The 19369-nt window shown below is 36.3% G+C and carries 12 protein-coding genes; 5 read left to right on the top strand and 7 right to left on the bottom strand.

The features are described from left to right. Positions 1-22: 22 nt before the first annotated feature. Positions 23-589, top strand: a complete 567-nt coding sequence (locus CRT24_RS07380; RefSeq protein WP_099370601.1) for a DNA-3-methyladenine glycosylase I — start codon at positions 23-25, stop codon at positions 587-589. Here the strand turns inward: CRT24_RS07380 and CRT24_RS07385 are convergent. Next, complete coding sequence (locus CRT24_RS07385) at positions 582-1124, bottom strand: phosphoribosyltransferase (protein ID WP_099370602.1); 543 nt, start codon at positions 1122-1124, stop codon at positions 582-584. The two genes, CRT24_RS07380 and CRT24_RS07385, sit on opposite strands and share 8 nt — an antisense overlap. Before the next feature lie 3 nt (positions 1125-1127). Further along, entirely contained in the window at positions 1128-3215 is a 2088-nt protein-coding gene (locus CRT24_RS07390) for a transglycosylase domain-containing protein (protein ID WP_099370603.1), read from the bottom strand. A 113-nt stretch (positions 3216-3328) separates the two neighbouring features. Between CRT24_RS07390 and CRT24_RS07395 the strand changes: the two genes are divergently transcribed. Further along, the gene (locus CRT24_RS07395; RefSeq protein WP_099370604.1) at positions 3329-4390 is read left to right on the top strand and encodes an Mrp/NBP35 family ATP-binding protein; all 1062 of its coding nucleotides are present in this window, start codon (positions 3329-3331) and stop codon (positions 4388-4390) included. Between the two features lie 449 nt (positions 4391-4839). On the opposite strand, the gene CRT24_RS07400 is transcribed toward CRT24_RS07395, so the two are convergent. The 5 genes from CRT24_RS07400 to CRT24_RS07420 form a co-directional block, all read right to left on the bottom strand. Then, positions 4840-6342 carry a RagB/SusD family nutrient uptake outer membrane protein gene (locus CRT24_RS07400; protein ID WP_099370605.1) on the bottom strand — a complete coding sequence of 501 codons (1503 nt, stop codon included), beginning with the start codon at positions 6340-6342 and terminating at the stop codon, positions 4840-4842. A gap of 20 nt (positions 6343-6362) precedes the next feature. Continuing rightward, a complete protein-coding gene (locus CRT24_RS07405) occupies positions 6363-9569 on the bottom strand; it encodes a SusC/RagA family TonB-linked outer membrane protein (protein WP_099370606.1) in 3207 nt (1068 codons plus the stop codon). A gap of 768 nt (positions 9570-10337) precedes the next feature. Further along, positions 10338-11345 carry a DUF1735 domain-containing protein gene (locus CRT24_RS07410; protein ID WP_099370607.1) on the bottom strand — a complete coding sequence of 336 codons (1008 nt, stop codon included), beginning with the start codon at positions 11343-11345 and terminating at the stop codon, positions 10338-10340. Between the two features lie 10 nt (positions 11346-11355). Further along, on the bottom strand, positions 11356-12795 hold the full coding sequence (locus CRT24_RS07415) for a SusD/RagB family nutrient-binding outer membrane lipoprotein (RefSeq protein ID WP_099370608.1): 1440 nt from the start codon (positions 12793-12795) through the stop codon (positions 11356-11358). Between the two features lie 12 nt (positions 12796-12807). Beyond that, entirely contained in the window at positions 12808-16056 is a 3249-nt protein-coding gene (locus CRT24_RS07420) for a SusC/RagA family TonB-linked outer membrane protein (RefSeq protein WP_099370609.1), read from the bottom strand. Between the two features lie 397 nt (positions 16057-16453). On the opposite strand from CRT24_RS07420, the gene trmD reads away from it, so the two are divergent. The 3 genes from trmD to CRT24_RS07435 all read left to right on the top strand — a co-directional run bounded on the left by trmD (position 16454) and on the right by CRT24_RS07435 (position 19357). Further along, positions 16454-17131: a tRNA (guanosine(37)-N1)-methyltransferase TrmD gene (gene trmD, locus CRT24_RS07425; RefSeq protein WP_099370610.1), complete on the top strand. Its 678-nt coding sequence runs from the start codon at positions 16454-16456 to the stop codon at positions 17129-17131. 242 nt (positions 17132-17373) lie between these two features. Further along, positions 17374-18777, top strand: coding sequence for an anthranilate synthase component I family protein (locus CRT24_RS07430; RefSeq protein WP_099370611.1), 1404 nt, complete (start codon positions 17374-17376; stop codon positions 18775-18777). A 1-nt stretch (position 18778) separates the two neighbouring features. Continuing rightward, on the top strand, positions 18779-19357 hold the full coding sequence (locus CRT24_RS07435; protein WP_099370612.1) for an aminodeoxychorismate/anthranilate synthase component II: 579 nt from the start codon (positions 18779-18781) through the stop codon (positions 19355-19357). Positions 19358-19369 lie beyond the last annotated feature (12 nt).

Here is a 19369-nt window from a genome sequence, read left to right on the forward strand (position 1 = left end):
AATTGCTTTAGAAATTGAAAAAATGAGTAAAAATGAAATTGTAAGGTGCGGTTGGTGCGGAACTGATGAATTGTACCAATCTTACCATGATAATGAATGGGGAAAACCTGTTAAAGACGATAATGTTCTTTTTGAATTCTTGATTTTGGAATCAGCGCAGGCAGGATTAAGTTGGATCACAATCCTTAGAAAAAGAGAAGGCTATAGAAAGGCATTCTCAGACTTCAATTACAAGAAGATAGCAAAATACACTGATCAGGATATTGAGAGACTGCTTGAAGACCCGGGAATAATAAGGAATAAATTAAAAATAACCAGTACCATAAATAATGCTAAAATATTTATGGAGATTCAGAAAGAATTTGGAAGTTTTTATAACTATCTATATTCATTTCTACCGCAACAGAAACCGATTATCAATAAGGTACCTGCTCTGGATGCTGTTCCTGCAACTACCGAGCTTTCGGATAGGATTTCAAAAGATCTTAAAAAGAGAGGGATTAAATTTTTTGGTTCTACTACTTGTTATGCCTATATGCAAGCTGTTGGCATGGTAAACGATCATCTAATAAATTGTAGTTTTAGGTAGAAGGAATGTTCTTATAAATATTTTGTAGGTTACGGCATTGACCATTATAGTCTAATCCATAACCTACAACAAATTCTTTTTCGATTTCAAATCCTACATACATGATATTGTCAAATGAATAGAGCAAACATTCGGGCTTCAACAACAATGTAGCTACTGATATACTTGCTACTCCCAAGCGCTCCAACGCTTCAATGGTGTGTACCAATGATCTCCCCGAGTCGACAACGTCCTCAACAATTACCACATGTCTTCCTTCCAATGACATTCCGACCCCTATTAGTTCATGGATTTCCCCTTGATTAGTGCCTGAATAAGAAGCAAGTTTCACAAATGACATTTCACACGGAATGTGCACCTGTTTCATTAAATCAGCCATAAACATAAAGCATCCATTCAAAACACCGATAAAAACAGGATGTTTATCTTCATATTTTAGATTGATGTCTATTCCAATAAGACGTATTCTCTTTTGAATCTGTTCGTAGTCGATCATTAACTCAAACTCAAGACCATCTATGAATATATTTTTCATTGCTTAGTTGTTTTTTTCAGTCTCCTCTTCGCTTGGTTTCCCAAAAAGTCTTTCCAATAAGGTTTTTCGGATCTTCTCTTCCCTATCGATTTCATCAACCATATCCTTAATGTCGTCATGTGACATCATGGAGTCTGGCACGCCTTTAGGTCTCGGAGGTCTCAAATTCGGTTGAAGCTGGACCTGATAGAATCCATAATTTGCAGGGACATTCTCTCCTTCCAATTGATTCATTTTATTCATGATATAACCATAAGTATTAAAATGTTTCATTACCCACGGTTTCAATTGACCGGTATAATCAAATGATGAAAGTCCGGTTTTTGGCCTAGGAATTATACTGGAAAGATATAAGCTCTCTCCTATTGTTAATTCTGGGGGTTTAGTTCCAAAATAATATTTCGATGCCTCAGATATCCCATATACATTCTTTCCCCACTCAATAATATTCAAATAAATTTCCAGCATTCGATCTTTACTGACTTGCTTGGATTGTTCCATCAACCAAACCAATAGGATTTCTTCGAATTTTCGCATCATGGTTTTATTACGATTCAGGTATAGGTTTTTCACCAATTGCATCGAAATCGTACTTGCGCCACGTTTGAATTTTTTTTCTTTAATATTGGTCACAATGGACAGTTGGAATGCCTCTAATTCAAATCCATTGTGCTTATAGAAAAAAGGATCTTCCGTATTGAGGACTGTTTTTCTTAATATAGGTGCTATTTGGGTTAATGGGGTAAAATTCGGATTTGAAGGGCCAAGGGTAATATCGCGCATTTTCAAGGTATCTTCGTATGCTTCATATACGAATGGTCCATTTAACTCTGCAATATTGGCTTTCCCCCATTTCTCAACTTTTAGATTTGCATCATCGATTTTCGAAGCGAATGTAAGGTTATCGGGGTCATCCAAGTCAACTTTGAAGTCCATATCATATTGTATATCTCCTGCAACCTTAATCCCATCTAGATTTTCGAACAATCCTACTGGTAGAGCATCAAAGAAATCTTGAGCTTTGAATTTTCCAGTATGGACTGCCATTTCTAAAACTTTTTTCGGCTTTTTACTGAATTTAAGTTTCGGTTCAAATGAGAAGTCTTTTACTTGCACCTTTGTGCCAGTAAGTAATTCAATGGTATTTTCGGACACTAAAAAACCTCCATCAGCAGAACCTCCAGGTAAAACAATCGTATCTAAGGATAATCGATGATGATTAACCCGTAGGTTTTTAGCACTGATCCCTCCTTTTATTTCTAGGTTCTCCTTCCCTCTTCTAGCAACATCATCCAAATGGAAACTCAATTCATCAAAACTGACTTTCAAACCAAACCTTCTCGCTATAAAAGGGATTTGAGCGTCTTTATTGTCAGATGATATTATCACGTTTGCTGTTTGTCGGCTTGAATTAATATTTCCTTTAAAATTCCATTTTGCCTCTTGTTCATTTAGGAAAACATCAATATCATAATCTCCATCATCAATTTTTCCTTCTGGTATTTTAACTACCTGAGTTGAGGCTGAATCTTGGAATGATAGACTCACATTTTCTAAATTCAAATTGTCAGGAACTGCCTGGAAAACTCTTTTCAAAAGATTATCTACCGTTTCTGCCAATGTTCTGGCTGGGCTGGTATCCTTAGTCGTGTCAGACTCATTTTTCTTTCGGAATAAGAAATCATAGTTTGAGCTGCTGTCTTTTTTTACGAGGGTAATTGTAGCATTCTTAAGGTCAAGTTCATCAAGTTTTACATTTCCTGAAAGGAGCGGAAATAACTTTACAGAAACTTTGAACTGATCAATAGCTGCCAATTGCTCTCCAGTATCTGGATATAGTTTTACTTTTTGAAAATCTACTGTTGTTAATCCAGCAAATTCGTATTTATTGACTTCAAAATTAAGTTGATAGTCATCCTTTAATTTCTTCTGAACTTTCGCTACAGCTTTATTCAACATATCTCCTCTCAAGGACATTGCCCAAATAAAGCCAATTAACAGTATTCCCACTACAGACGCAGCAGTGATTATAAACCACCTCTTCTTCACAAAACCCAATTCAGGTAGCTTAATGTTTTTAAAGTCTAACATATATTAACGTGTAACCTTTAGAATAAAGTAAAAATATGCAAAAATCATTAAAAACATCATTATGACAAGATATTGAGCATCTTTCTTTAGCTTTGTTAACTTAATTTAAATTCATGATTACTAAAGAACAGATTTTACATGCTTTGGGTCATGTGGAAGAGCCAGATCTAAAAAAAGATTTGGTAACACTGAACATGATTGAAAACATTGAAATATTACCCAATAAGATAAAATTCGATGTGGTCCTGACCACACCTGCATGCCCTTTAAAAGGTCATATTGAGCATGCTTGCCGTAATGCTATAGCATTGTTTGTCTCCAAGGAAGTTGATGTAGACATTAATATGACGGCTAGGGTACGTGCAGCAGAAAATGTGCAGTTAAAAAATATTAAGAATATTATTCTAGTATCATCTGGAAAAGGTGGTGTTGGTAAATCTACAGTTGCTGCTAATTTAGCTTTGGCATTGGCAAATACAGGTGCTAAAACTGGATTGTTAGATGCGGATATTTACGGACCTTCAGTACCTATCATGTTCGGTGTTGAGGATGCCAAGCCTCAATCCAGCCAAGGAGCTGATGGCAAAAACAGGATTGTACCAATTGAAAGGTTCGGCCTGAAATTATTGTCTATCGGTTTTTTCACAGATCCTAATCAACCTATTCCTTGGCGTGGCCCTATGGCAACATCTGCCATAAAACAATTGTTTGGAGATACAGACTGGGGAGAATTGGATTACTTAATAGTAGATATGCCTCCTGGCACTGGAGATATTCACATCACTACAGCACAAAGCTATCCTATCTCCGGAGCAGTAATCGTAACTACACCGCAACAAGTAGCATTGGCTGATGCCATCAAAGGAATGGCAATGTATCAAATGGAAGGTGTGAAAGTTCCGATTATTGGTGTAATTGAAAACATGTCTTACTTCACTCCTGCGGAGTTACCTGACAATAAATATTATATTTTCGGCAAAGATGGCGGCAAAAGATTGGCGGAGGTAAATAATGTGCCTTTCTTGGGAGAGATTCCATTGGTAAAATCCGTGGCTGATGCTGGAGACAATGGGTTCCCAATTGCATTGGATCAGGATGAGCCAGTTGCAGCAGCCTTTGCTGAAATTGCTGGAAGAGTGGCTCAGGAACTGAGTATCCTGGCAGTGAAAGGATAAAGGGAAAAGGTAATTAAATAAGAAAGGCTGCTTATTAATTTGAGCAGCCTAACTTTTTTACAATTAATATATCAACTATTTTGTTTCATAAAATAATTGTTTAGTTAAATAAATATAATAATTAAAAAATATCGGAAATTTTCTAATGTTAATTGGCTATATATAGTTCACAATCCGTTTCAGATATAAATTTGATTAAATTCTTTAATACAATCAATATTTTATAAATAATTTTTGAAATAAAAAGAGATTATTAACGATATATTAAAGACAAGAATTATTTAATATTTGTTTAAATGGTGTTTTATGATTTATTAGACAATAATAAATGTATTTTTTACTAATAAGAAATAAAACACTAGATTATGACTGCCAACAGACATGTCATAAAACAAAAAAAGCCTTCAGGATTCCCTGAAGGCTTTAAATAGTATTACCTCCCTATCAGATTAAATCTGAGGGTTGTTTTGAATTTCCACTTGAGGAATAGGGAAAGTCATTTGATCTGAATTGTATTTGAAAGACTGTCCAGAGAAATACAAGTGGTTAGAACCTCTTGTTACTGTAGCTTTATTACGTTTCATAGCCAAATAAGATTTTCCTTCACCCCAAAGCTCAATACGGGTTTGCAAGTAGATTTCATTTTTTAATGCTTGTCCTGACAACGAAGTCAAATAACTTGTATTATCTAAACGCAGATCAAGAAGTTTTTTCAATGATGCGATAGCAGCAGCTTCATTTCCAATGTTTGCATTTGCTTCAGCATTCAATAAAACCATCTCATCAACACGCATATAAAGATAATCTGTTACAACCTGACGCTCACCCATAGGTACACGTTGAGGAGTATAGAATTTATTCGTTGGCAATAAACGAGCGTTGAATTGTTTTTTACGGATATCATTATCAGGGATTTTATCAAATAATCCTTTATCGATAATTTTAGGATCTCCAGCAGCAGCATAACTGTAAGTGAAGTAATCTACTTGTCCCCACCATGATACTAAGTCAAGGTTACTAGCCAAAGTTAAATCAACACCCCACATCCAGCTTGGAGTAGCCACATTATTGAATCCACCGTCAGTATTTGTTAAAGCACCAGCTGCATTGAATTGAGCAACAGTTTGGCTTTTTGTCGTCAACGGGAAACCACCATTCGTGATGATATCATTTGTCAATGTCGCTACCCTTTGCCAATCTGCTTGTGTACCTCTTGCACCTAAAGCGTATGCCAATAAACCTTCAGCAACATATTTGTTTACTTTGTGTTTACCATTTCTATCATAATCGCTCAAGTACTCAACTGCAGTTTCTAAGTCAGAGATGATTAGATCATAAACTTCTTTTGTAGTTGAAAGAGGTTGATTTGGCTGCTCCGTATTTGTATAAATAGGAAGAATTTTATCATTTCCAGAACCATATTCAACTCCGTATAAGTTAGCCAAATAGAAGTATGCATATGCACGCATTGCTTTAGCTTGACCAATTACATATCTAGTTTCTTTGTCATCTGCCGGGACCTCTACTTCCGAACCACCAACTGCATCCATTGCATAGTTTGCAGCCATGATAACTTTATAGTAGTATCTCCATGGTTTAGCAGCTTCAGTACGAGTATAGTCAGTGGTAGCATTGTATCTCACAACGTTTGAATACCAACCGTAGTTCAATGCACCTAATACCATATCTGAACTCAACATATCCATATAGATATCATAACCTTTTTGTCCGAAATCATCGTGATCCTCATCTGCAGGAATTGCAGAGAAAGTACTATACATAGTAGCATAGATACCTAGGATATAACCGTTCAATACAGAAGGGTCATCTTTACCAGCTTCTGAAATTTGATCAGTAGATGGTTTTTCTGTTGGTTGAGCATCTAGGAAGTCTTTTCCACAAGAAGAAAATAACAGCGCAGATCCCAACAATATATATAATGACTTTTTCATTTTATTTCTCTCTTAAAAAATTAAAATCTAACTCTTAATCCACCGCTGATCGTTGATAATGGTGAATATCTATACATGCTAGATGCACCTGCTTGGTGAGTTGAAGGGTTAAAACCTCTTCTTGCAGAAGCAATCGCAAGGTTATCTGCTGAAACCCATACTGACAATGCTTGCGCACCAAAAGCTTTGATCCAATCAGACTTAAAGTTATAACCTAAACGTACGTTGTTCAACATTAGATAATTAGCTTTTGTCAAGAATCTTGTTGAAGTAGAAACCACGTTAGCATCTAAATCGTTGTTGATTCTTGGAACATCAGTTACATCACCTGGTTTTTGCCAACTGTTGTGGATATCTTTATGCCAGTTATTTCCACCAATCGGGTCATTGCTCATCAATGTTGCGTAAGCTCCATCATATGCATAACCACCTAGGCTATATAATACTTGCGCACTTAAGTCAAATCCTTTGTAACCTGTTCTCAAGTTGAACGCACCTCTAATAGCTGGAATTGCTGATTTACCTACATAGTATTGAGTTGCTTGAGAATATGTTTTAGTAGTTGATTCTTTGATCTCTTTATTATCTGGGTTTGTAAACAAAGCCATTGAAGAGATTTGTTCACCAGCAGTAAATTCACCGTTATTGTCATTATCAGTGTAATATACTTTCCACATGCTTTTTCCATCTTCAGCATCAACACCTACGAAATCTCTCATGTAGAAATCATAAATAGAGTGTCCTTCTGCCCAACCATAAATTCCTTGGATATCGATCGTTTTAGGAAGGTTTGTTGAAGCTTCGATTGGCATTTTCGTGATTTTGTTTTTGAAACTTTCACCGTTGATACCTAAGTCTAAATAGAAGTTTTCATTTTTGAAGATGTGACCTACTAAATCAAACTCGATACCTTGGTTTCTTAATTGACCATCATTAACCAAGATTGTTGGGTAACCTAATGAAGGACCTAAACCAAATTGGAAGATCAAGTTGTCCGTATTCTTGATATAGTATTCAACTGTACCTGATAAATACTTACCAATCTCAAATTCAACACCAGTTTGGAACATTTTTGACGTTTCCCAAGTCAAATCTGTATTACCCATATCGTCACCGATTTTAAGACCTAACTCAGTATTTACGTTTTCTGGAGTAACCAAAGTGTAACCTGGGTAATAACCAACACCTGCTTGATCACCGATCAAACCGTATGAGATTTTATATTTCAAGAAATCAAAGATATCTTGATCCTGCATGAAAGATTCGTTTGATACGATCCAACCTGCACCAATGGAACCAAAAGTTCCCCATTTATCAGTTTTGAAACGAGATGAACCATCACGTCTGATACTTCCTGATAAATAGTATTTATTTTGATAATCATAGTTGATCTGACCGAAATAACTTTCTAGAGCATATTCATTGGTAAATGAACTAACTGGATTTGAAACTACAACGTTGTTGAATTCCAACACATCGTTGCTGATCAAATTGTAACCAGAGTTATCAAGGATGTTGCTTTTCCATTTAACAGCCTCATGTGCCGCTAAAGCTTCAAAAGAGTGATCTCCGAAATCTTTTCTATAACGCAATAAGTTCAAAAGGTTGTAATAGTTCAAATCTTCACGTCTTTGGTACAAAGAACCGTTTTGACCTGCTGAACTACCGTAGAATTTATTACCTCTATCATTATAAAGGTTATTGTACAATTGAATGCCTAAAGAGTTTTCAAAAGTCAATCCTTCGATAATATTAAAGTTCACGTATGCTCTACCATTTAATTCATTACGGTTATGACGTTTGATATCATAAGTAGCATCAGCGATCGCATTGGTTAATGAACCGAATTTACGAGCTGAGTTAATTCCGTAATCATAAATAGAACCACCGAAAATAGGATCAGGAAGAGTATTTCCATCTGCATCTCTCTCAAACAATGGGTAGATAGAAGGAATGTTGTCTACGAACCAGAAAATACTTCCTGAATCTTCAGACTGACCACCAGTATTACGCTCAGTTTTTGCGTAATTCATGTTCATACCTACATTGATGATTTTGTTTACTTTATGGTCAACACTTACACGACCAGTCAAACGCTCAAAATCAGAATTGATAGAATATCCTTTATCACCTAAATAACCGAATGAAGTGAAATAGTTAGTTTTGTCACTTGAACCACCAAATCTTACGTTGATATCAGTTCTTGCAGCATTTTGGAACGCGTAATCTTCCCAGTTCTCAGGGTTGAATTTACGAGTGACATTACTCTTAACTTTTCTAGTTTCAGGGTCAATTAAATCAGCGATAGAATTAACATTCCAAATGTTGTTCAATGGATCGATACCTCTATCGGAGAACAAATTATCATTTGCATATTTTACACCATCAACACCATTTGCCACACCCTCATTGTACATTGCTTGCCAGCTTAGGCCAATGTACTCTTCAGGTGACTTAATCACGTCATAACGTGGGATAAGTGACATATTAGTACCGAAATTTGCATCTGCTTCTACATAAGAAGTTGCTCCACGACCGGTTTTAGTAGTTACAACGATAACACCGTTTGCACCTCTAGAACCATAAATTGCAGTAGCTGCAGCATCTTTTAATACAGTTACGTTTTCAATATCCGCATTGTTGATAGAAGAAATACTTCCGGAGAAAGGAACTCCATCCACTACATATAATGGGTCACGGTTACCATTTACAGAACCGAAACCACGGATACGGATTGTTGAAGAACTTCCAGGCTGTCCAGATGTATTAACGACTTGTAGACCCGCAACCTCACCTGCAATTGCTTGCGAGATATTGGATACATTTTTTTGCTGAAGCTTAGCGCCATCAACTTTTTTCGCTGATCCTGTAAATGCTTCTTTCGTTGTGCTACCGTAACCGACAACTACAACCTCATCTAAGGACATTTCATCTTCTACTAACTGAACATTGATAGAAGTTTGTGTTCCTACTTGAACTCTTGTTGAAGTAAAACCAACAAAGGAGAAGTTCAATACAGCATTACTGCCTTCTACAGTAATCGTATAGTCCCCATTTGCATCAGATTGAGCTGCAACTCCAGTTCCCACTAGAGCTACAGACACACCGCTTAAAGGCGCGCCGTCGGTAGCCGAAGTTACCTTACCACTCACTTGACGATCTTGTGCAAACGCTGCTCCGATAAAACAGGTTAACACAAAAATTAAGCTGAGTAATTTGTGTTTCATAAATTTTGCTATTAATTAAAAGTATTAAAACAGAGTCTGTTAAATTTTGTTAAACAGTCGACAAATATAGACTTTGCTTAAATATTTAACAAGTTAATTCAGAATAACTTTAATTTTTATCAAATAGATAATATAAAAGTTAGTTTTGAAACCATTTTTAATAGAATTATTAATAAATTGAAATAATGAGGATAATTTTGATATAATTTTGGCGATTCTAGATAAAAATCATATCAAATCTTAAGAAAGAATAAGAGGCAAAATAATTGATATACAATCAATTAAAGGAGATAATTCAAAAAATCACAACATTATAAACTTAAATTTTGTCGATGACATCATTATACTAATCAGAAATATTAAATAATACAGCAACAATGTATACTTATTTAATAGAGTTCGGAATAATCAACAGACAGCTTACCAAAAATCAAAACAAGAGACAAAAACCCATTTGTGAATCAAAATAAAATTCTGAATTACTCTATAATTCTATTTTGAATACTCCTTCATCTGAAAATTTGCAATATTATTGAGAATTGGTGAGTTTTAAAAAATGTAACATCTACATTACAGGAATAAGCATTGATATTGAATTTCAATAAAACTACATGTTATAACGCTAAAATATATGTTCAGGACTACTACCTGGGCAACTTTCTCTAAAAGAAACTGTAGATGTCCGTAAACTTTCTTATTAAATAAAAAATCCGGCCAAATAATTGGCCGGATCATATACTAACTGTGAAACAAAAAGCTAGATTGGTATTATCTTCCTTTCACAAACACAAACTCTTCATCAATAGATGCACGGATATGAGGTGCAGCAGTTACAACAGAAGGTTGTAGCATGAAATATTTCACTTTTATGGTTTTTGTTTCAGGATCATAATAGTTTTCACCTGAAGGGTCTAACTGTGCCGAACGTGTATTTCCTGCTGGTTGACCATAGTAATTTGTTACTGAAATAATTTTATTAGTAGCCTTATCAAATTCGAATACTGGAGCGAATGATCCATAACCAGACCATCCACCTGAATACATTGGATACATAAAGTCTGACCATAGGATTGGGTCAAACATGGCTACTTTAGTTTCTCCTACCGTTTGTAACTCTAACTCATAATCGCCATACTGCTCTCCATAAGGTCCTGAAACATGAGCAATTGTTGCATTGGTATTATCAGTAAGCGTACCTGTCCATTTATAGACACCATCCCAAGTGTTTTTCAATCCCAACTCAACAACGATCGTATCCGCCATTGCTGAACTTGGAGAAATACCACCAGTCTCTTTTACTTCAAATGCTAATGCATACTTCTGAGCTAAGTCAGTCCATTTAGATCCATCTAAATTAATAGCGATATCTCCATATAATTGACCATTACCAAACGCTACACTCACATTGTTGCCAGAATATGTTACCACATCAGTTGGCGCCCAGGTGAAGAAGGAAGCAGGTAATACTTCAAAACTAGTTTCATTTGCCTCATTATATTCATCAATGATAGCTGGATTTACTAGCAATGTTACTGTATTGCTTGCATTCAATTCAGCAGAATTGTGAGCATCTTTGAACAAATTAAAAAGATTTACTTTCTTTTTATCTGTAAATGGTGACAACCAATGTACCACAACTTCTCCATCAGGAGTTTTCAGGAAAGTTGTCCCTGTATCTCCAAGGTCATCTCCTTCAAAGGATTCTTTGACACATCCTTGGAATAGAAGCACTATTCCAAGAATGAAAAATATATAGTTAAAAATTGACTTTTTCATTTGATATCGATTATTTATCCCACCATATTCTTGAAGACATCTTATCCCCACCTTCTAAACGAGCAACTGCCTCATTTACGTTCGGGTTAGTAGAATACTCCAAGGTTGTAAATACAAATCTCCTAGGAATTGTTGACCCAGCTGGCGCTCCAGGAGCTGGAGTTAAGGTTGGAACTGCAGATTTTCTCCAGATATTCCATCCCATCCTTCCATCAGGATAGTGTGAGATATAACGTTGAAGAATAACTTTGTTCAAGTCGCCCGCACCACCATTCAACACAACACCACTTTGATTAAAGTAAGTAGCAGGAACATTTACTCCCCATTGTTGGAAACTCAATGTTATACCTTCTCTATACACCGTATTCACTGTTTCTGTAGTCCAGCCTCTTTGAGCTGCCTCAGCTCTAGCCAAAGCAACTTGGCCAGCACTCAGAATGACATAAGGAGCTGTTTCAGTCCTAAAGTCACCTCTTAATACACGCGCAAAATTTGTATTGGCACTTGCAAAAGCCTCAGCATCTGGACGCTGCAATCCATATGGGAAACCAACGTTCGAAGTAGTAAATGCGTCTGGAGCAGTTAAATCATCATTCGCACCACCAAAGGCATTCTGTCTACCATCATTCAACGATGCCATGATATCGGTCATTGTTTTGCTTTCAGCATAATCTTTACGACCATCATAGGTATTTCTCCAAGGATTTTTAAAGTTTCCACCTGGATAATTCAACTTGAAGTTGTCCGCATTTGTCTTAATATAACCGTCCGTATCAGCTAAAGCAGCTTTAAATTCGGTAGCGGCATAATCATTTGCACCAGGGTATCTTTTTGAAAGTTGAATCGCCATAGTCATACGTAATGAATTGGCAAATTTTTTCCACGCAGCTACATTACCACCATAAATGATGTCACCAGCAATTGCACCTCCACTTGGAGACAATTTACTTTCTGCATCATTAAGTGCAGCAATCATCCCTTTATAGATCTGCTCTTGAGTATCATACTTTGGAGTTACAATTTCCATAGATTTCAGAGCTTCTGAATATGGAAGATCTCCCCAACAGTCAGTCAAATACTGAAAAATATATTGCTGTATAATTGTAGCAACAGCATTTGCATTTACATTTTCGGCATTACGGGTCGCATAATCTTTAAGGTCATTTAAATGCCCAGAATAAAACCCTACAAAAGCATTCTGTGCCAAGGAATACATCGAAGCATCTGTATATTGCGTTTCAGAAATATACTGAGCATATAATCCGGGCTGGTAGTGCGTATTGGATGCATATCCTCCTATTCCAGCCAAAACATTGGTCAACAATGCATCAGACTTAGGATCAGTAGTAGCATTTGGGTTAACGTTTGTATCACCGAAATCAGAAAGTGCATCACAGCTGCTAGCTAGAGTGCTGACAGCCATTAATATATATAAAAATTTCTTTTTCATGTTTTCTATCAATTAAAAGCCAAAACGTAGGTTAAATCCGAATCCTCTAGTACCTGGCAGCTGACCTGTTTCACCTTGAAGAGCAGAAACTTCTGAAGGGTCAAAATCCTTCGTTTTTGCATATAACAACAAAGGATTGTTTGCAACAACAGAAACACTTGCTGTGCGCAATACTTTGCTCCAACCTAATTTCTTAACAGGAATGTTATATCCTATTGATATAGCTCTAAGTTTTACGAATGTTAAATCATAAACAAAGTCATCATATGTCTTGTTGTCATTTAACCAATGGTAATAATCCTGAGCACCTACATAATGAGTTACAGGATTGTTATCTTTGTCAACACCATCCACGCGAACACCACCGCCGTCATTTACATCGTCGCGAATTGGGTTCCCTTTATCATTCGTAGTAGCAGTCCTAGCAGTAAGACCTGAATAAGAACCAAACATATTTGACAATGAAACGAATTTACCACCGATTGACCAGTCAATATTCGCCGCCAAGGTGAAATCCTTGTAACGGAATGTGTTTTGAACACCACCTGTATGTTTTGGAACAACAGATCCAAAGAATACTGCAGGATCATTTTCGTACAAACCATCCTCATTAAGAATTGGAACACCTTCAGCATTGCGTTTGATACCGTTACCATATATTTGACCCCAACGCATTCCTTCTTGGTGTACCAGGTAAGGCATGGTCGACCCCCACACACCAGCAACATTTAAACGTTGAATGTCATATTTTTCACTGATTTCTTTGATATCGTTTTTGGCCAAGTTTGCGTAAGTAGCAGAAATAGACCAATCAAGGTCTTGAGTTCTCAATGGAACCCCGAATACGCGGAATTCAACACCCTTTTTTTCAATCTCCCCAACATTCGTCAACAAAGTAGAGTATCCTGTAGCTCCATTGATTGTTATAGATTGAGGGAAACCAATGGAAGAACCATCCCAATATGTAACCTCAGTTCCAATACGATCTTTTAAGAATCTCAATTCAAGACCTAAGTCCTTTTGAGTAACAACTGAACCACGGATGGATGGATCAACAATAACATCTGGAGTAGATGTAAGGGAATTACCGTTCCATTTGAATTGACCAACTCCATATTCAGCACCTGGGTAACGATATGCTCCAAAAGTAGTTGAAGTCAGACCTAAAGCCATAGGAATCTCACCCCAAGCAGCACGTAACTTACCATAACTTAACCATGGAGTGCTCTCTTTGATCAAGTCTGAGAAAACGAATGATGCACCAAAAGATTTTGACAATACTGAATTATCATCTTTTGGCAAAGTAGAGAACCAGTCATTTCTCAAGGTTACATTGGCAAACAGGAAGTTTTTATAACCAAATGTAGAACGGAACATTAACGCATTGTAAGCCTCTTGTTCTCTCCAATTATATTGATTAGCCTGACTGACAGAGTTTGCTAAAGTATAAAGATTATCAACTGTCAATCCATCAACTGTATTTCCAGAGTTTTCATTATTTTTTGAGCGATAGAAATCTGCTACAATGTTCGCATCAATGCTAAAGTCCTCAATTTCTTTCTTGTAGTTTAGCAAAAACTCTATATTTCTTCTATTTGAATAGGTATTACCAGTTCCATAGTAACCTTTTGCAAGTGCGTTGTTACCTGTTGTTTGCAAACCGCTCTTATTTAAATCCGAGCTATACTTTGTTTCCCAAAAAGTTGTATTCTGCTGTTTTCTATAAGTAGCTTGAATGCTTAAATCACTGTAGATTTGATATCTGGCAAAAACATGACCAAATAGTCGGTCTCTTTGGTTGTATCTATTGATCAGATCATAATAGGTATATGGATTGTACCAATAGTTAGCTGCATAGAACCCTCTTTCATTCGCTGGATTGTAAGCTGTTGGATTTGCTTTGTTCCATGATGCATAAATACCATCCGGAGTTGTTAAGCCTCTTAATTCTTCTAAGATATTGATATCCAAATCTCTGTGAAACCATTGACTGAATGAACCAGTAGATTGGTTTGAATAAGCATCATCAATTTCACCTTTTAAATTTTGATAAACATAATTGATGTTAGCACCAACACTAAACTTGTCATTCAAATCTAGTTCACCAGTAAAATTCAATAAGTGACGATCCAATCCTGATGTAGGGATCAAACCATTTACATTTTGATTATTGTATGAAAATCTTGTAGAATAATTATCACCACCTTTTGAAATAGCAATACCATTATTTAAAACTACACCTGTTTCAAAATAATCACGTGCATTGTCTGGTTGCGGCGTTAGAGAAGCTGTTTTGTAAGATCTGTCATGACCACCATACCATGCATACCAAGGAATATATTCTTGGCCTACCATTCTTGGTCCCCATGAAGCATCATCCGAATAATCATGGTAATATTTACCGTCTAATGCTTTCCATTCTTCTGGATGATTTGGTTGCCATACATATTGACTCATCGCTTGTGATGAACCACCTGCATACGAATTTTGATAGTTTGGCATGATATAAGCCTTGTCAAAATTTGCACCTACATTCACATCTACACCTAAATAATCACCTTTATATGCATTTTTAAGCGTAATAACAACGGCACCATTTGCACCTTGCGAACCAAATTGAGCAGATGCAGCAGGCCCCTGTAGTACAGTAACCGACGCGATATCATCCATATTTAAATCATCCGAATTAGGAACGATCGTTCCATTGACAACATAAATAGCCCCCTGACCAGTTGAAAACCCTGAAGCTCCTCTTAAACGAACTTCTGTTTGTCTACCTAAAGCTGCTGCTGATTGTGAGCGTACCTGCAAACCACTTACTTGTCCAGCCAATGAATTATTCAAATTTGGCTGTCTTGTGACATTAACCTTTTCGGATGTTAATGTTTGAGATGAAGTCGAAGAAGCACGGGTATTTTCACGAATACCATACGCACCTGTTACAACAACTTCTTCAAGGGAATTGTCTCCACCTACTAATTGCACATTAATAGTAGTTTGTGAACCAACAGTAATAGTTTGGCTTTCAAAACCAATGTAGCGGAATTGAAGTTGACCATTTGTAGGAACTGAAATGGAATAATTTCCAGATTCATCGGTTTGAGTCGCAGTATTGTTATTAACCACATTAACTGTAGCTCCCGCAATAGGACTACCATCTGATGCAGATGTAACTTTACCACTCACTTGCCGATTTTGTGCATGCACCACACCGATAAGCATAGTACACAGCAAAAACATGCTGAGTAATCTTTGTTTCATGTTTGTTGTTTTTAGTTAATAAATTTTTGGTTCTATTCTGGCTAATTGTTAATAATTGTTAAACCAGTATCAAATCTATTATTACATCTCACTTGAAACAAAAATTCGCCATTTTATTTTTTAAATTTTCGCACCAAATTTTGAAAATTTTTCCAATATTTATTTTATTTCCAAAATATTAATGTAAATATTATGTTAACATAGTGTTATTTCTTTATTATTTATTTTTATTACATATTAAATACTAAATAAAATCAAAATAAACACTCATAATTAATTAAAGCATATTGTTAAGTCTAAAATTTTACCTTAATAGCGTTTTATTAATCAATACTAAACCGCCTTTCAAACATGCATTTTTAAGCCTATTTTATTTAATAATCACGTACATTTGCATATGCGATTTGATATTATTACAGTTTTGCCACAATTATTGGACAGTCCTTTTGCACATTCTATCCTACAACGTGCACAGAATAAAGGACTTTGCTCAATCTATGTTCATAATCTGAGAGACTATGCTGTCAACAAGCAAAAATCAGTAGATGACTATCCTTATGGTGGCGGTTCTGGAATGGTCATGCAAATTGCCCCTTTCGCAGCATGCATCGATAAACTCAAATCTGAAAGAGAATACGATGAAATCATATATATGACACCAGATGGTGAAACATTGAATCAAGAAATTGCCAATGGATTAAGCTCTGCAAAAAATATAATCATACTGTGTGGCCATTATAAAGGAATAGACCAAAGAATCAGAGACATTTACGTTACAAGAGAAATATCTATTGGTGACTATGTTTTATCTGGAGGCGAATTACCAGCAGCCATTTTGGTGGACTCCATAGTACGTATTATCCCGGGAGTCCTTTCGGATGAGACATCAGCCCTATCTGATTCATTTCAAGACGGCCTTTTAGATGCTCCAATTTATACCCGACCTGTTGACTGGAATGGACATAAAGTACCGGATATTTTGTTATCCGGACATGAGGCTAAAATAACAGCCTGGCGCCATGAGCAACAACTCATTAGAACAAAAGAAAGAAGACCAGATTTGCTAAACGACTAAAAATCCTGTCAAATCCTTGCTTTTTTAACAAATAAAGTTTGAATATTCAATTTTTCTATTAATTTTGTCATTCAATGATGACTGTTACTCAATATACTAACCGTTGGTGGCTTCTGACTAAATAAGTCGGGAGGGTGGTATATTTTAGATAAAATTTTTCATAATCAACCAAAACCACTGAATGGTAGCCCGACGAAAATCGTCGGGCTTTTTTTATTTTTGCAAACTATTATATTAATCATATGAACTATAAATTCAGGACGAACCACAAAAAAATCTTAGCAGATACAACCACTCCGGTAAGCATCTACCTACGACTGCGTGATACATTCCCAAACAGCTTATTGCTAGAAAGCTCTGAATATCATAGCAGGGACAATAATATCAGCTATATCTGCTGTAACCCTGTCGCAGGCATTATACTAGAAAATAACGAACTGAGCATAAGCCTGCCTAATCAACAAAAGATCACAAAAAAATCAAGCGACATAAATCTGAGAGAGGAGGTCTCAAATTTCAGAAAATCCTTCCTTGCCGACCCGATTCCAGATGTAAATGTTATTACAAATGGATTATTCGGCTATTTCACTTTTGAAGCCGTGGAATATTTTGAAGACATCGAATTAACGGCTAAAGATAATAACAGAAGAAAAATCCCTACCCTGCAGTACCATATCTATAAATATGTCATCGCTATCGATCACTTCAGGAATCAACTTCATGTCTTTGAAAACCTCTTGGAAAACGAAGAAAGCGACCTTGACAGACTTCAGTTCTTGATACAGAACAAAAACTTCCCTGAATATACATTCAATTTAAAAGGTGAAGAAACCTCCAACATGAACGATGAAGAGTTCAAAGCCCTTGTCAACAAAATGAAAGAACATATCCAACGTGGCGATGTCTTCCAGATTGTTCCCTCAAGAGCTTTTGAAACTCCATTTTCTGGCGATGAGTTCAATGTTTACAGAGCTTTAAGGTCTATCAACCCATCCCCATATTTGTTTTATTTTGATTATGGCGATTTCAAACTTTTCGGGTCATCACCGGAAGCTCAATTGACTATCAAAAATGATATCGCTACCATATATCCTATAGCAGGCACTTTTAAAAGAACAGGAAATATGGAGCAAGATGAAAAAATAGCCGAAGAACTCAAAAATGACCCTAAGGAAAGTGCAGAACATGTCATGCTGGTAGATTTGGCAAGAAATGACCTAAGTCACCACTGTCATAACGTGCAGGTCAAATCTTATAAAGAAGCACAGTATTATTCACATGTGATTCATTTGGTTTCTAAGGTAAGTGGCATCCTAAACCCAAATACCAATCCGTATGATGTAGTTGGCGACACCTACCCCGCGGGGACACTTTCAGGCGCACCAAAACATATGGCAATCACATTGATCGATAGATACGAAGGATTACAAAGATCTTTTTATTCGGGCGCAATTGGATTTATGGGCTTCAACGGAGACTTCAATCATGCCATTATGATTAGATCATTCCTGAGCAAACAAAACTTCTTACATTATCAAGCAGGAGCAGGTATAGTTTTGGATTCTGATCCCGAAAAAGAACTACAAGAGGTTAATAACAAAATTTCAGCTCTTCGCAGAGCTTTAGAATTAGCGGAAACAATATAAAATGAGCAAGCCAATATTAGTAATCGATAATTACGATTCATTTACCTACAATTTGGTTCACCTTCTTCAAGAGTTGAAGGAAGATTATGTAGTTGTCAGAAATGACAAGTTTAACCTTGATGACGTTGAAAAATACGACAAGATATTATTATCACCTGGGCCAGGAATACCTGAAGAGGCTGGATTGTTAATGGATGTTATTAAGAGATATTCTCCGACAAAAAGTATTTTGGGCATCTGCTTGGGACAACAAGCAATAGCTGAAGTTTTCGGTGCAAAACTTTACAATATGCCTAAACCTCTGCATGGGGTAGCAACAAGTATACAGGTTACCGACCCTACAGAACAATTATTCAATGAATTCCCTACAGATTCCAAAATCGGAAGATACCATTCTTGGGCAGTAGACCCTCAAACACTTACAGAAGACCTGAAAGTTACAGCAGTTGATCCAAATGGCGTAATCATGGCTCTTACCCATACAAAATATGATGTTAAAGGAATGCAATTCCATCCAGAGTCGATCTTAACTGACAACGGAAAAACCTTGATAGCAAACTGGATCAACGGATCGAATTAATTGTTTATAAAA

It is taken from the genome of Sphingobacterium sp. 1.A.5 (assembly GCF_002734235.1).
GTDB classification, from domain to species: Bacteria; Bacteroidota; Bacteroidia; order Sphingobacteriales; family Sphingobacteriaceae; genus Sphingobacterium; species Sphingobacterium daejeonense.

Coding starts and splice junctions, on each gene's coding strand:
- CRT24_RS07380 (WP_099370601.1), top strand. CDS start 23: ATGAGTAAAAATGAAATTGTAAGGTGCGGTTGGTGCGGAACTGATGAA.
- CRT24_RS07385 (WP_099370602.1), bottom strand. CDS start 1,124: ATGAAAAATATATTCATAGATGGTCTTGAGTTTGAGTTAATGATCGAC.
- CRT24_RS07390 (WP_099370603.1), bottom strand. CDS start 3,215: ATGTTAGACTTTAAAAACATTAAGCTACCTGAATTGGGTTTTGTGAAG.
- CRT24_RS07395 (WP_099370604.1), top strand. CDS start 3,329: ATGATTACTAAAGAACAGATTTTACATGCTTTGGGTCATGTGGAAGAG.
- CRT24_RS07400 (WP_099370605.1), bottom strand. CDS start 6,342: ATGAAAAAGTCATTATATATATTGTTGGGATCTGCGCTGTTATTTTCT.
- CRT24_RS07405 (WP_099370606.1), bottom strand. CDS start 9,569: ATGAAACACAAATTACTCAGCTTAATTTTTGTGTTAACCTGTTTTATC.
- CRT24_RS07410 (WP_099370607.1), bottom strand. CDS start 11,345: ATGAAAAAGTCAATTTTTAACTATATATTTTTCATTCTTGGAATAGTG.
- CRT24_RS07415 (WP_099370608.1), bottom strand. CDS start 12,795: ATGAAAAAGAAATTTTTATATATATTAATGGCTGTCAGCACTCTAGCT.
- CRT24_RS07420 (WP_099370609.1), bottom strand. CDS start 16,056: ATGAAACAAAGATTACTCAGCATGTTTTTGCTGTGTACTATGCTTATC.
- trmD (WP_099370610.1), top strand. CDS start 16,454: ATGCGATTTGATATTATTACAGTTTTGCCACAATTATTGGACAGTCCT.
- CRT24_RS07430 (WP_099370611.1), top strand. CDS start 17,374: ATGAACTATAAATTCAGGACGAACCACAAAAAAATCTTAGCAGATACA.
- CRT24_RS07435 (WP_099370612.1), top strand. CDS start 18,779: ATGAGCAAGCCAATATTAGTAATCGATAATTACGATTCATTTACCTAC.